15 protein-coding genes are annotated in these 12696 nt (G+C 71.1%); 5 read left to right on the top strand and 10 right to left on the bottom strand.

The annotated features are described in order from the left end of the window. Positions 1-119 precede the first annotated feature (119 nt). The 7 genes from tsaD to ACHFGS_RS11850 all read right to left on the bottom strand — a co-directional run bounded on the left by tsaD (position 120) and on the right by ACHFGS_RS11850 (position 5306). Positions 120-1199, bottom strand: coding sequence for a tRNA (adenosine(37)-N6)-threonylcarbamoyltransferase complex transferase subunit TsaD (tsaD, locus tag ACHFGS_RS11880; RefSeq protein ID WP_394278730.1), 1080 nt, complete (start codon positions 1197-1199; stop codon positions 120-122). A gap of 1 nt (position 1200) precedes the next feature. After that, the gene (rimI, locus tag ACHFGS_RS11875; protein WP_394278729.1) at positions 1201-1779 is read right to left on the bottom strand and encodes a ribosomal protein S18-alanine N-acetyltransferase; all 579 of its coding nucleotides are present in this window, start codon (positions 1777-1779) and stop codon (positions 1201-1203) included. Then, entirely contained in the window at positions 1776-2444 is a 669-nt protein-coding gene (tsaB, locus tag ACHFGS_RS11870; RefSeq protein WP_394278728.1) for a tRNA (adenosine(37)-N6)-threonylcarbamoyltransferase complex dimerization subunit type 1 TsaB, read from the bottom strand. The genes rimI and tsaB overlap by 4 nt, the downstream gene beginning before the upstream one ends. A gap of 157 nt (positions 2445-2601) precedes the next feature. Beyond that, complete coding sequence (gene tsaE, locus ACHFGS_RS11865; RefSeq protein WP_394278727.1) at positions 2602-3105, bottom strand: tRNA (adenosine(37)-N6)-threonylcarbamoyltransferase complex ATPase subunit type 1 TsaE; 504 nt, start codon at positions 3103-3105, stop codon at positions 2602-2604. Further along, a complete protein-coding gene (alr, locus tag ACHFGS_RS11860) occupies positions 3102-4226 on the bottom strand; it encodes an alanine racemase (protein ID WP_394278726.1) in 1125 nt (374 codons plus the stop codon). The genes tsaE and alr overlap by 4 nt, the downstream gene beginning before the upstream one ends. Next, positions 4223-4624, bottom strand: coding sequence for a holo-ACP synthase (locus ACHFGS_RS11855; protein ID WP_394278725.1), 402 nt, complete (start codon positions 4622-4624; stop codon positions 4223-4225). The genes alr and ACHFGS_RS11855 overlap by 4 nt, the downstream gene beginning before the upstream one ends. Before the next feature lie 94 nt (positions 4625-4718). Beyond that, entirely contained in the window at positions 4719-5306 is a 588-nt protein-coding gene (locus ACHFGS_RS11850) for a low molecular weight phosphatase family protein (RefSeq protein ID WP_394278724.1), read from the bottom strand. Between the two features lie 84 nt (positions 5307-5390). Here ACHFGS_RS11850 and ACHFGS_RS11845 point away from each other — a divergent pair, with 84 nt between their 5' ends. Beyond that, positions 5391-6224 (top strand): CPBP family intramembrane glutamic endopeptidase, encoded by an 834-nt coding sequence (locus ACHFGS_RS11845; protein ID WP_394278723.1) that lies wholly within the window; start codon positions 5391-5393, stop codon positions 6222-6224. Positions 6225-6251: 27 nt separating this feature from the next. On the opposite strand, the gene ACHFGS_RS11840 is transcribed toward ACHFGS_RS11845, so the two are convergent. Continuing rightward, positions 6252-7562 (bottom strand): UDP-glucose dehydrogenase family protein, encoded by a 1311-nt coding sequence (locus ACHFGS_RS11840; protein WP_394278722.1) that lies wholly within the window; start codon positions 7560-7562, stop codon positions 6252-6254. Between the two features lie 134 nt (positions 7563-7696). Between ACHFGS_RS11840 and ACHFGS_RS11835 the strand changes: the two genes are divergently transcribed. Continuing rightward, the gene (locus ACHFGS_RS11835; protein ID WP_394278721.1) at positions 7697-7828 is read left to right on the top strand and encodes a hypothetical protein; all 132 of its coding nucleotides are present in this window, start codon (positions 7697-7699) and stop codon (positions 7826-7828) included. A gap of 9 nt (positions 7829-7837) precedes the next feature. On the opposite strand, the gene glmS is transcribed toward ACHFGS_RS11835, so the two are convergent. Continuing rightward, complete coding sequence (gene glmS, locus ACHFGS_RS11830) at positions 7838-9688, bottom strand: glutamine--fructose-6-phosphate transaminase (isomerizing) (protein WP_394278720.1); 1851 nt, start codon at positions 9686-9688, stop codon at positions 7838-7840. Between the two features lie 177 nt (positions 9689-9865). Here glmS and ACHFGS_RS11825 point away from each other — a divergent pair, with 177 nt between their 5' ends. Continuing rightward, positions 9866-10537 carry a CAP domain-containing protein gene (locus tag ACHFGS_RS11825; protein WP_394278719.1) on the top strand — a complete coding sequence of 224 codons (672 nt, stop codon included), beginning with the start codon at positions 9866-9868 and terminating at the stop codon, positions 10535-10537. Between the two features lie 6 nt (positions 10538-10543). Here ACHFGS_RS11825 and coaA read toward each other — a convergent pair whose 3' ends face one another. Beyond that, a complete protein-coding gene (coaA, locus tag ACHFGS_RS11820; protein WP_394278718.1) occupies positions 10544-11491 on the bottom strand; it encodes a type I pantothenate kinase in 948 nt (315 codons plus the stop codon). A 57-nt stretch (positions 11492-11548) separates the two neighbouring features. Between coaA and ACHFGS_RS11815 the strand changes: the two genes are divergently transcribed. Both ACHFGS_RS11815 and ACHFGS_RS11810 read left to right on the top strand, forming a co-directional pair. After that, the gene (locus ACHFGS_RS11815) at positions 11549-12154 is read left to right on the top strand and encodes a glycoside hydrolase family 5 protein (RefSeq protein ID WP_394278717.1); all 606 of its coding nucleotides are present in this window, start codon (positions 11549-11551) and stop codon (positions 12152-12154) included. Positions 12155-12168: 14 nt separating this feature from the next. Then, complete coding sequence (locus ACHFGS_RS11810) at positions 12169-12663, top strand: cellulose binding domain-containing protein (RefSeq protein ID WP_394278716.1); 495 nt, start codon at positions 12169-12171, stop codon at positions 12661-12663. Positions 12664-12696: the final 33 nt, after the last annotated feature.

Raw genomic sequence — 12696 nt, 5'->3', positions numbered from 1 at the left:
TATGTCGGGCGCCGCATCCGCGGGCGCTGCCGGCGCGGCATCCCCGTACGCAGGCAGGCGCCCGGGCGACGCCGCACCCTGCGGCGCCGGGGCGCCGGAGAGGTCGTCGTCGTGCGTGCTCATGTCGCCGCCGCGACCTGGATCTGCGTGACCGGCAGGGTGGAGTCGGCGCCGAAGGCGAGGGTCGACGCGGGACGCCCGCTCATGATGAGCTCCGAGGCGAGCGCGGCGATCATGGCGCCGTTGTCGGTGCAGAGCGACAGCGGCGGGATGCGGACCTCGACGCCAGCAGCTGCGGCACGTTCGAGGGCGACGTCGCGCAGGCGGCGGTTGGCGATGACGCCGCCGCCGAGCAGCAGCCGTGGCACGTCGTGGCGGGCGCAGGCGTCGAGCGCCTTCGTCACCAGGACGTCGACGACGGCTTCGCGGAAGGATGCCGCGACGTCGGGCACCGAGACGGGTTCACCGGCCGCTTCGCGCTGCTCGACCCAGCGCGCAACGGCGGTCTTCAGGCCCGAGAACGAGAAGTCGTAGCGGTGCTCGGCCATGTCGGAGGCGCGGGACATGCCGCGCGGGAAGCGGATCGCGTTCGGGTCGCCGTCGGCGGCGGCGCGGTCGATCTCGGGGCCGCCGGGGTACGGCAGACCGAGGATGCGGGCGATCTTGTCGAACGCCTCCCCTGCGGCGTCGTCCATCGTCTCTCCGAGCAGCTCGACGTCGGAGACGAGGTCGCGCACCAGGAGGAGCGAGGTGTGCCCGCCGCTGACCAGCAGCGCGACGGTCGGATACTCGACCTCGTCGCCGGTCAGGATGTCGGCGGCGATGTGACCGACGAGGTGGTTCACGGCGTAGAGCGGCTTGCCGAGGCTGACCGCGAGGGCCTTCGCGGCGCCGACGCCCACCATGAGCGCGCCGGCGAGTCCGGGGCCGCTCGTCACGGCGACGGCGTCGAGGTCGGCGAGGGTGACGTCCGCCTCGGCGAGCGCCGCCTCGATGGCCGGCTGCAGCGCCTCGAGGTGGGCGCGCGCGGCGACCTCCGGGACGACGCCGCCGTAGCGGGCGTGCTCGTCCATCGAGCTCGCGATCGTGTTGCTCAGCAGGGTGCGTCCGCGGACGATGCCGATGCCGGTCTCGTCGCAGCTGGTCTCGATCCCGAGGACGAGCGGTTCGCGGGTGGTGTCGAGGGCAGCGGATGCCACGTCAGCACCATCCCTTCTCGGTCGCCGTGTCGGTCGTCGGCGCAGTGTCCGAGGCGGCGGGGCCCGCGGCATCCGTCTCCGAACCGATCGGGCCGACACCCGTGTCTGCCGGCACGCCGCGCTCGGCGGCCCACCCGCGCAGGTCGATCTTCATGACGATCGCGTCGACGTCGTCGGGCTGGTAGTACCGGGGCCGACGGCCGATGACCGTGAAGCCCTCGGATGCGTAAAGCGAGGTGGCGCGCGGGTTGTCGTCGCGTACCTCGAGGAAGACACCGATGGCGCCGCGGCGATAGGCGGTCGCGAGCAGCTCGCGCAACAGGGCGCGCCCGCGTCCGCGTCCGCGGGCTTCGGCGGCGATCGCGATCGTCTGGATGTCGGAGTCGGGGGCGCCCTCCACCGAGCGGACACCGCCGTAGCCGAGGAGGCGTCCTGCTTCGACGTCCACGACGTAGCGGCCGTGCGGCGAGGCGATCTCGTCGCGGAGCATCGGCTCGCTCCACGCGTCGGTGGGGAACGTGGCGCGTTCGAGCTTCATGATCTCGGCGAGGTCGTCGCCGGTGGCGGTGCGGAGCGTCATGAGCCCACCTTCTTGCGCGGGGCGGGCATGGTCACATCGGGCGCGCGGAGGTACAGCGGCTCATCGAGCTGCTCGATACGGCCCGCGGCGGCAGCGCGCGCTGCGACCAGCGCGATCATCGCGCCGGGGATCGCAGTGACGTCGCGGCGCTCGGCGCCCAGGTCTGCGAGCACCGCGTCGACCTCGTCGCGCTTGGCGAGCTGCGGCGCCGCGGCTCGCACCGGCAGCCCGTCGTCGTCCACGCCGGTGTACACGGTGTACGCGACCTCACGGCGCCGGGCGTCGGTGACGACCGCGAACCGGGGCAGGTCGGCGAACGGGTCGGCGAGGTAGGCGGCGAGCGCGGCGGCATCGTGACTGACGACCGGGACGACCTGGACCCGCTGCCCCAGGGCGAACGCGCGAGCGGCGGCGATCCCGACCCGCAGGCCGGTGAACGGCCCCGGGCCCATGCCGGCGGCAACGGCCGTCAGCGTGACGGGCTCGGGCGCCGCGGTCTGCCCGATGGGGCCCCTCGCGGCATCCGTCATCACCTGCGTCAGCAGAGTGCCGATGATTTCGGCGTGACCGAGCGGATCGGCGCTGACGGCCTCGGCGCGCACCGCCCCGTCGGTGTCGACGACCGCGACGGCCGTACCGAGGGAGGTGTCGATGCCGAGAATCACATCGTCAAGGGTATCGGCCAGCGACGACCTTCCGTCGGGTGTCAGTTCGCGCCGCATCGGATGCCGCGAGGCGACCCCGACTGCCACCCGAAGCCCCGAGCCGCCAATCTGAATCCCGCCCGCCTCCGGCAAAGCTCCGGGCCCAACCCGGCCAGGCTCAGGGGCGGCGCGTGACGGTCACGGTGCGCGGTGCGGCGTCTTCGAGGTCGGCGATGTACGACCCGGCGGTGCCGCAGGCGTTGTCGACGCCGGTGCCGCTCCAGCCGCGCTCGATCTCGATCTCCCACCAGGTGTCGGCGAGACCGTCGACCATGTCGCGGCCCCACTCGACGATCGTCACCGACCGCTCGAGGTCGAGTCCGATGTCGTCGAGTTCGGCGGGCGATCCGAGGCGGTACGCGTCGACGTGCACGAGCGGCGCGCCGCCGACCTCCGAGGGGTGCGTCCGCGCGATGACGAAGGTCGGGCTCTGCACCGGTCCGCGCACACCGAGCCCCGCGCCGATGCCCCGCGTCAGCGTCGTCTTGCCGGCGCCGAGCGGACCGGTCAGCACGACCAGGTCGCCGGGCTGGAGCACCGCTCCCAGATCACGGCCGAGCTGCTCCATGTCGGCGGCAGAAGCGATCTCCCTCCGGCCTTCGAACGCGGCGATTCCGCTCATGAGCGCACCTCCCGGCGAGGCACCCGCTGCCCGATGCGGGTGACGATCTCGTAGTTGATGGTGTCCGCGGCATCCGCCCAGTCCGTGGCCGACGGCGCACCGGCGGTAGGGTCTCCGAACAGCACCGCTTCGTCGCCGACCTCGACGGGGGCGTTTCCCACGTCGACGACGAACTGGTCCATCGCGATGCGGCCGGCGACGCGGTACTGGCGGCCGCCGATCGTGACCGGGCCGGCTCCGGATGCGGCGCGCGGCACCCCGTCGGCGTAGCCGAGCGCGATGAGGGCGAGGGTCGACTCGGATGCCGTGCGGTGCAGGTACCCGTACGAGACACCGTGGCCGGCGGGCACGCGTCGGACGGCGGCGACCGCCCCGCGGAGGGTCATCGCGGGGCGCAGGCCGAGGTCGGCCGAGGACCGGTCGGAGAACGGCGAGAGCCCGTAGATCGAGATGCCGAGGCGCACGCAGTTGAATCGCGCGGCGGGCAGGTCGATCGCGGCGTGCGATGCGGCGATGTGCCGGAGGCGCGGTCGCAGGCCGGCGGCCTCTGCGCCCGCCTGCGCGACGCCGAAGCGCGACAGCGACGCCCGGTCGTCTTCGGGCGAGGTGTTCGACAGGTGACTGAACATGCCGATGACCTGCAGCAGGCCGGTGCGCTCGAGCGAGGCGGCCTCGGCGAACACGCGACCGTATTCGGCGGGGGCGATGCCGTTGCGCCCGAGCCCCGTCTCGACCTTGAGGTGCACGCGGACGGGCCGGTCGACGGATGCCGCGGCCGCAGCGGCCTGCAGCTGCTCGAAACTCGAGATGCCGAGGTCGATCCGGGCGGCGGCGGCCTGCGCGAAGGAGGTGTTCGGTGCGTGCAGCCAGGCGAGCAGCGGCGCGTCGATGCCCGCGTCTCGGAGGGCGAGCGCCTCGCCGATGTCGGCGACGGCAAGGCCGTCGGCTCCCCCGGCGAGCGCAGCGCGCGCGGATCGCTCGGCGCCGTGCCCGTACCCGTCGGCCTTGACGACCGCGATGACCTCGGTGCCGACCAGCGCGCGCAGGTGACGGACGTTGCGTTCGATCGCGCCGACGTCGATGACCGCTTCGCGGGCGACGCCGTCGGGCAGGCGGCTCATGTGGCGCCTCCCTTCGCGGCGAAGGTCGAGGCCGCGGCATCCGGCGCGAGAGACTCGGCGATGACGTACGCGGTCGCGAGGCCCGCGTCGTGCGAGAGCGAGAGGTGGACGGCGGTGATCCCGCGTGCCGTGACGGTGTCGGCGGTCTCGCCGGAGAGGGCGAAGACGGGGCGCCCCGAGGGCTCAGCCGCGACTTCGATGTCGGTCCAGTGCACGCCGTCCGACCCGCCGAGGGCTTTGATGAGGGCCTCCTTGGCGGCGTATCGCGCGGCCATCGAGTGGGGCTTCAATGCCTGCTCGGATGCCGTGAACAACCGCCCGAGGAGCTTCGGCGTGCGCGCGATCGAGGCCTCGAACCGCGGGATGTCGACCAGATCGACGCCGATTCCGACGATCATCACGGCCTCCGTTTCCCCGCACGTCGCGGCTCGGTCCAGCCTATCGCCGCGCATGCACCGCCCGGTCGGCGCGGGGCCTCCGCGTCGCAGCCCGTCAGCCGACGGCGAGCCGCACGACCCGCTCGACGGCGTCGAGCCCGGGCATCAGCTGCGCACCCGATCGGGCATAGGTCTCCCGCGAGCGCCGGTATGGGTCGACGACGTCGTCATCGGCGGGATCGGCGGGCGGCAGCACGAGGCCGCGCTGACCGGCGAGCACCGCGAGGGCGCCGCGCAGACGCTCGTGCGGGTCTGCGCCGACGGCGCCGGCGCGCAGCGCGTCGTCGCTCGTCGCGGCGGCGAGCCGCTCGAACTCCCGGACGGTGAAGGTCGCGCGCAGCTTCCCCGGCGCGAGCTCGACGATCTCCCGCCGGTGGTCGCGGTCCATCGCGAGCACGAGGTCGGGCCCCTGCAGCAGCGCCTCTGTGAGATAGCGAGCACGGTGCGCGTGGGACGACTCGGCGAGCACCCCGGCGGCGAGCGCGAGCTCGGCGGCTTCGACCGGCATCCGGTCGTCCGCTCGCGCGCGCGTGCCGGCGCTCGTCACCTCCACGCCGAGGTCGGAGAGCCGGTGCGCGAGCACCTGCGCCGCCAGCGGCGAGCGGCAGATGTTGCCGGTGCAGACCGTGAGGATCTGGATCACGAGGGTCCTTCGGAGGTCGGATGCCAGGGCTCCCCCGGCGGTGGCTCGACGTGGTGCGGGTGGGCACCGGGTACCGTAGGCCCCGTGCAGGAACAGCTTAGCGACGGCCATGTCACGCCCGAGACCGCGGCCGACGATGCTGCCGACGCCGGCCCGGCCGATGACGGTGACTCGGGCTCCGGAACGAACGCGCCCCGCCGCCGACGTCGCCGCAAGCGCACCGACTGGCGTCTGGGTGGCACCGCGGTCCGCACGTGGGACGGGATCGTCCTCGCGATCGCTTTCGTCTCCCTCGGCGTCGGCGTCTTCGCGAGCCAGCTGATCCCGAATGTGTGGCGCGCACCCTACGCCGGGTTGCTCAGCCAGGTCGCCCTCTGGGTCGGCATGCTCGTGCCCGTGATCTACGCGTTCATGCGAGGCCGCCCCGCAGGGCTGCTGAAGTTCCGGCCGGTCGATCTGCTCTACGCGGTCACCCTCGGGATCTTGCTGCGCCTGCTCCAGGGGTGGATGACGGATGCCGGTTCGCAGCCTTTCCCTTCAGCCACCACCCTCGATGGCTCGCTCCCCTCGGACTGGATCGTTCGGGAGTTCATCCCGTCGGCCCTCATCGCCCCGACCGTGGAGGAGTTCTTCTTCCGCACGGTGCTGCTGGTCTCGATCTACTCGGTGCTGCGCCGTGCGGCCGGATCGTTCGCCGCGGGGTTCGCCGCCGTGCTCGTCTCGACGGCGACCTTCATCCTGATGCACGCGGTCGACGGGTCGCTCCCGGTGGTCGAGGCGCTGACGCTCGGCGCAGTGGGGCTCACCTGTTCGCTTCTCGTCATCCTCACCGGGCGGATTTGGGGCGCCGTGCTGGTGCACATCGTCTACAACGCGACGATGCTCGGCCTGATCGCGCTCGGGACCGTCCTGCGCTGAGCGCGCGGCGTGACCTGGCGGTGAGGGTCAGGGGCGCCCCATGCCGTAGTACGTCCACCCTTCCGCACGCCACGCGGCGGGGTCGAGGCAGTTGCGACCGTCGACGACGATGCGGCCGGCGGCGAGCGACGACACGTGTGCCGGGGGCATCTGACGGCGGTACTCGTCCCACTCGGTCACGACGATGACGGCGTCCGCACCGGTGAGCGCCTCGTCACGGTCGCCGACGTACGTCAGCTGCGGGTGCACGCGACGCGCATTCTCGATCGCCTCGGGGTCGGTGACCGTGACGTTCGCGCCGAGGCCGTGCAGGCGCACGGCGACGTCGAGCCCGGGCGAGTCGCGGATGTCGTCGGAGTGCGGCTTGAAGGCGGCACCGAGCACGGTGACGTTCTTCTCGAAGACGCTGCCACCGAGCCCCTCGACGACCAGCTGCACGGCGCGGTCACGGCGGCGCATGTTGATCTCGTCGACTTCGCGCAGGAACGCGACCGATTCGCCGCGACCGAGCTCCTCTGCGCGCGCCGAGAAGGCGCGGATGTCCTTCGGGAGGCATCCACCACCGAAGCCGATGCCGGCTCCGAGGAAGCGGCGACCGATGCGGGCGTCGTGGCCGATGGCATCCGCGAGAGTGGTGACGTCGGCACCGGCGACCTCGGCGATCTCGGCCATCGCGTTGATGAAGCTGATCTTGGTGGCGAGGAACGCGTTCGCCGAGACCTTCACGAGTTCGGCGGTCGCATAGTCGGTGACGATGAAGGGCGTGCCTTTGGCGACGGAGGGGTGGTAGACCTCGCGCAGAATCGCTGCGGCGCGCTCCCCCTCCTCGCCAGCCGGGACGCCGGCGACGAGACGGTCGGGGTCGATCGTGTCCTGCACCGCGAAGCCCTCGCGGAGGAACTCCGGGTTCCACACCAGCGTCGCGCCGGTCGGCGTCACGCGTTCGGCGAGCATCGCCGCGGTTCCCACGGGGACGGTCGATTTGCCGGCGACGAGGTCGCCTTCGGAGAGGAACGGGATCAATGCGTCGACAGCCGCGTTCACGTAGGTGAGGTCGGCGGCATAGCCGCCCTTCACCTGCGGCGTTCCCACGCCCACGAAGTGCACGGCGGCGCCCTGCGCCGCGGCGACGTCGGTGGTGAAGGTGAGCCGACCCGAGTCGATGCCCTCGCGCAGGATCTCCGCGAGGCCGGGCTCGAAGAAGGGAGCCTCACCAGCCGCGAGCGACGCGATCTTGCGCTCGTCGACGTCGATGCCGACCACGTCGTGGCCGATCGAGGCCATCGCAGCCGCGTGAACAGCCCCCAAGTACCCGCATCCGATGACCGACAAGCGCATGTTCGCTCCCTCGTGCAACGCGCAGCAGTGCCTACGCCCCCCTGACTTGTCTACCAGATCGCCGAGTCGAGACCGTGTCGAGGTATAAGCCACAGAAGACGCCCATCGTGGCTACCATGTCGAAACAGCGCTGAATGGGGGCAGTGGCGGCCGTCCTGGAAGCCGGCTATGCCGAGGCCGACGTGGCGAGGCTGTTCCGCTTCCAGCCGTGGCAGCTGCGCGTGTGGGTGGAAGAAGCGCGTCGTCCCGGGCCTACGTCCCGCTGAACCTCACCGTCACTCGACGGTGACGGACTTCGCGAGGTTGCGCGGCTGGTCGACGTCGAGGCCCTTCGCCGTGGCGAGCCCCATCGCGAAGATGTGCAGCGGCACGACGGCCAGCAGCGGCTCGAACAGCGCACCCGCCAGCGGGATGCGCAGCACCTCGTCGGCGAACGGGAGCACGGCGGCGTCGCCCTCTTCAGCGACCGCGATGACGCGGGCCCCGCGGGCACGGATCTCCTGAATGTTGGAGACGACCTTCTTGTGCAGCTCGCTTGAGTGACGGGGCGACGGCACGATGACGAAGACGGGCTGACCCGGCTCGACGAGCGCGATCGGCCCGTGCTTGAGCTCGCCGGCGGCGAAGCCCTCGGCGTGGATGTACGAGATTTCCTTGAGCTTAAGCGCACCCTCCAGGGCGATCGGATAGCCGACGTGTCGGCCGAGGAACAGCACCGACTGGGTGTCCCCCATCCAGCGCGCGAACTGCTCGATGTGGGCCTGCTCGGTCTCGAGCACCTGCGAGATCTTGGCGGGCACGGCTTCCAGCTCGCGCACGGCCTCGGCCGACGCGGCATCCGACAGCGTTCCGCGCAAGCGGCCGACGTGGAGGGCGAGCAGGTACAGCGCGGTGATCTGCGCGACGAACGCCTTCGTCGACGCGACGGCGACCTCAGGTCCGGCGTGCGTGTAGATGACGGCATCGGATTCGCGAGGGATGGTGGCGCCCTGCGTGTTGCAGATCGAGAGCGATTTCGCGCCGTGCTCGCGGGCGTACTTCACGGCCATGAGGGTGTCCATCGTCTCGCCGGACTGCGAGATCGAGACGACGAGGGTGTCGGGGCCGATGACCGGGTCGCGGTAGCGGAACTCGTGGGCGAGTTCGACGTCGACGGGAATGCGGGTCCACTGCTCGAGCGCGTACTTGCCGGTCATGCCCGCGTAGGCGGCGGTGCCGCACGCGATCACGATGACCCGCGAGATGCCACGGAACAGGTCGTCGAGCCCGTCGAGCTCGGGGATCGTGACGGCACCGTCGTGCAGGCGTCCGCGCAACGTGTTGGCGACCGCCTCGGGCTCTTCCGAGACCTCCTTCGCCATGAACGACGGCCAGCCGCCCTTCTCTGCGGCGGAGGCATCCCAGACCACCTCGAACGGCGAGGTCTCGACCGCGTTGCCCGCGAAGTCGGTGACCTCGACTCCTCCGGGGGTGATCGCGACGATCTGGTCCTGCCCGATCGCGAGGGCGTTGCGGGTGTGCTCGACGAAGGCGGCGACGTCGGAGCCGAGGAAGTTCTCCCCTTCACCGAGGCCGATGACGAGCGGCGAGTTTCGGCGCGCGCCGACGACCAGGCCCGGCTGGTCCTGGTGCATCGCGAGCAGCGTGAACGCGCCTTCGAGGCGGGAGGCGACCGTGCGGAAGGCGGTGACCAGGTCTCCGGATGCCGCGTGCTCGCGGCCCAGGAGAACTGCGGCGACCTCGGTGTCGGTCTCGCTGCGGAAGGTGAAGCCCTCGGCGAGGAGCTCCTCCTTCAGCTCGGCGAAGTTCTCGATGATGCCGTTGTGGATGACGGCGAGCCTGTCGTCGTCGGCCAGGTGGGGGTGCGCATTGGCGTCGTTGGGTGCGCCGTGCGTCGCCCAGCGGGTGTGGCCGATGCCGGTGGTGCCGTCGGCGAGCGGCGTCGCGGCGAGGTCGTCACGCAGCACCTGCAGCTTGCCGGCGCGCTTGCGCATGCCGAGGTCACCGTTCGCGCCGATGATCGCGACGCCGGCGGAATCGTATCCGCGGTACTCGAGGCGGGCGAGGCCCGAGAGGAGGATGGCCTGGCTGTCGCGAGGCCCCACGTATCCGACGATTCCACACATGGGGACAATGCTAGAGCCGCGCACCTGGGACTCCGTCCCGAGCGGACGCCACGGGCGCGTCGCCCGCGACCGGATCCACCCCCTGTGGAGGACCCTCCCAGGGCGGTCGTGTACTCAGGAGACGCCCAGCCCCTCATGTACGGAGTCGTTTTGCGCTGCCCTCTCACCCGCCTCACCGTGTCCGCACTCGCTGCCCTCGCCCTGACGGTGGCCCCGCTCACCACCGCCGAGCCCGCCGCCGCCGCGGCGGCGAGCACCTCCTGCACCGGCACCACTCAGGCCGCCGTGCAGAAGCGGATCCTCACCGATGTGAACGCCGCCCGCGCGAAGGCCGGCAAGGGTGCGATGACGCTGAACGGCGACATCAACCGCGTCCAGTACAGCGCTCAGATCCCGGCGGGGTGGCGCGGCGCCGCCGAGAACGTCGCCTACGGGTACTCCCCCTCGGCCGTGACGGCGGGGTGGATGGATTCACCCGGCCACCGCGCGAACATCCTCGGCGCGTACAACCGCATCGGCATCGGCGTGGCCTGCGACAGCAACGGGCGCGCCTATTACACGCAGGTGTTCGGTCGCTACGCGGTGAAGAATTTCGCCGCGGTGACCCCGAAGATCAGCGGCACGGTCCGCGTCGGGCAGACGGTGGAAGCGGTGCGCGGCACCTGGGCGACCGGAACCGCATACTCCTACCGGTGGCTCCGCAACGGCGCCGCGATCTCCGGCGCGACGAAGAAGACGTACGCGATCACCGCGAAGGACCGCGGCGCCCGCCTCTCGGTCAAGGTCACCGGCAAGCGCTCCGGCTACAACACCGCCTCGCGCACGTCGGCGGCCGCGACGGTCCGCTGACGAGGGTCAGAGTTTGCGCAGCCGTACCGTTTCGACGGTGTGGTCACCGGCCTTGCGCAGCACGAGCTTCGCGCGGTGCTTGGTGGGCTCGACGTTCTCGCGCAGGTTCGGCAGGTTGATCTCGTTCCAGAAACCCAGCGCCTGCGAGACCGCCTCCTCGTCGGGGATGTCGGCGAACACCTTGAAGAACGAGTTCGGGTTCGAGAAGGCGGCTTCGCGGAGGGCGAGGAACCGGTCGACGTACCACTGCGTGATGTGCTCCACGTCGGCATCCACGTAGATGGAGAAGTCGAACAGCTCGCTCACCGAGATGTCGTGCGGGTTGGGGGCGGATGCCAGGACGTTCAGCCCCTCGACGATGACGACGTCGGGGCGACGCACCGTCACGTGCGCGTCGGGGATGATGTCGTACCGCATGTGCGAGTAATAGGGGGCGCGCACCTCGGGCGCACCGGACTTCACCGCGACGAGGAAGTCGACGAGGGCGCGGCGGTCGTACGACTCGGGGAAGCCCTTGCGGTCCATGATGCCGCGGCGCTCGAGCTCGGCGTTCGGGTAGAGGAACCCGTCCGTGGTGACGAGCTCGACGCGCGGGGTGCCGGGCCACCGGCTCATCAGCTCGCGCAGCAGGCGCGCGACGGTCGACTTGCCGACGGCCACCGAGCCGGCGACGGCCACGATGAACGGCGTGGTCGCGTCGGGCTCGCCCACGAACTCGGCCGTGTCGGCCCCGAGACGCCGGGTGGCGCTGGCGTAAAGGGAGAGCAGCCGGCTGAGCGGCATGTACACCTCTCGCACCTCGGTCATGTCGAGGCGGTCGCCGATGCCGCGCAGCTGGACGACCTCGGTCTCCGACAGCGGCTGCGTCATGCCGGCGGCCATTCGGGCCCACTCCGCGCGGCCGATTTCGCGGTAGAGCGAATCGACAGGCGTCAGCGTCTCGTCGGGGGACATCGTCGCCACTCTAGCGGTGCGCGCCTCCCGTCTTCGCTCGCGGGCTGCAGGCGGGCGGTGAACGGTGCCGTAATCTGGGGTTCGATCACGCTCGATCAGGGCATGGCGCGCATCGCCCGGATGGGGTTCAACACCATCCGCCTGCCGTTTTCGAACGAGTGCCTCACCCAGAAGACGGCGACGTCGATCAATCAGGCGCTGAACCCGACGCTCGTCGACGTTCACCCACTGAAGATGATGGATGCCGTCATCGCGAGCGCCCGGAAGTACGACCTGCGCGTGATCCTCGATCGGCACCGGCCGGGGTCGGCGGCGCAGTCCGAGCTCTGGTACACGGCGAAGTACCCCGAGAAGCGGTGGATCTCCGACTGGAAGAAGCTCGCGGTCGTGTACTCGCCGCACGAGTACCCGTCGTCGGTCTATGACCAGGCGTGGTTCCACACGAAGCACTACCCGAATAATCTCCGCGCGATCTGGGAGAAGAACTGGGGCTTCATCGTGACGAAGAAGATCGCCCCGGTGTTCGTGGGCGAGTTCGGCACGAAGCTGCAGACCTCTTCCGACAAGAAGTGGCTGGCGAAGCTCACCCGCTACATGAAGGACCGCGGCGTGGGATGGGCGTACTGGTCGTTCAACCCGAACAGCGGCGCACCGGCGGCCTGATGAAGGACGACTGGATGTCGCCGGAGCGCGCGAAGCTCGCCGCGCTGCGGCTGATCCTGAAGCCCCGAAACGTTCCGTACCCGGCAGCGCCCGCTCCGACGCCGGCGCCTCAGCCCTCCCCCGGGCCGACGATCCCCCGCTATGAGCCCGATCCCGCTGTGGGAACGTCGTCGAGCGCTTCCGACAACGGCGTCTCCGCCACGATGACCGTCGCCAGCGCGTGGCCCGAGAAGTACCAGGTCGCGCTGGCGCTGACCTCGAGCACGAACGCCCCGGTGCGCTCATGGACGGCGACGTGGCGGTCGCCGGGCGCGAGCGCGGTCGACAGCGCGTGGGGCATGAGCTGCACGGTGTCGTCGCCCGCGACGAGCTCGGCCTCGATCACCTGCCGTGGCGAGGACTGGGGTCTGGCGAACCTGAGCCCCGGCGCTCGCGTCGACGTGGGACTGATCGTGAGCGCGGTGCGCGCTCCCGCCGCTCCCCGCCTCGCTCTCGCGGCGACCCGCTGAGGCCGCGCCGCTGCCGCGGTGCTTCACACCGCG

The sequence above is a fragment of the Microbacterium sp. genome, assembly GCF_043427715.1.
Taxonomy (GTDB): domain Bacteria; phylum Actinomycetota; class Actinomycetes; order Actinomycetales; family Microbacteriaceae; genus Microbacterium.
Note: the sequence above shows the minus strand (reverse complement) of the source record. Positions and strands in the feature narration are given on the sequence as shown.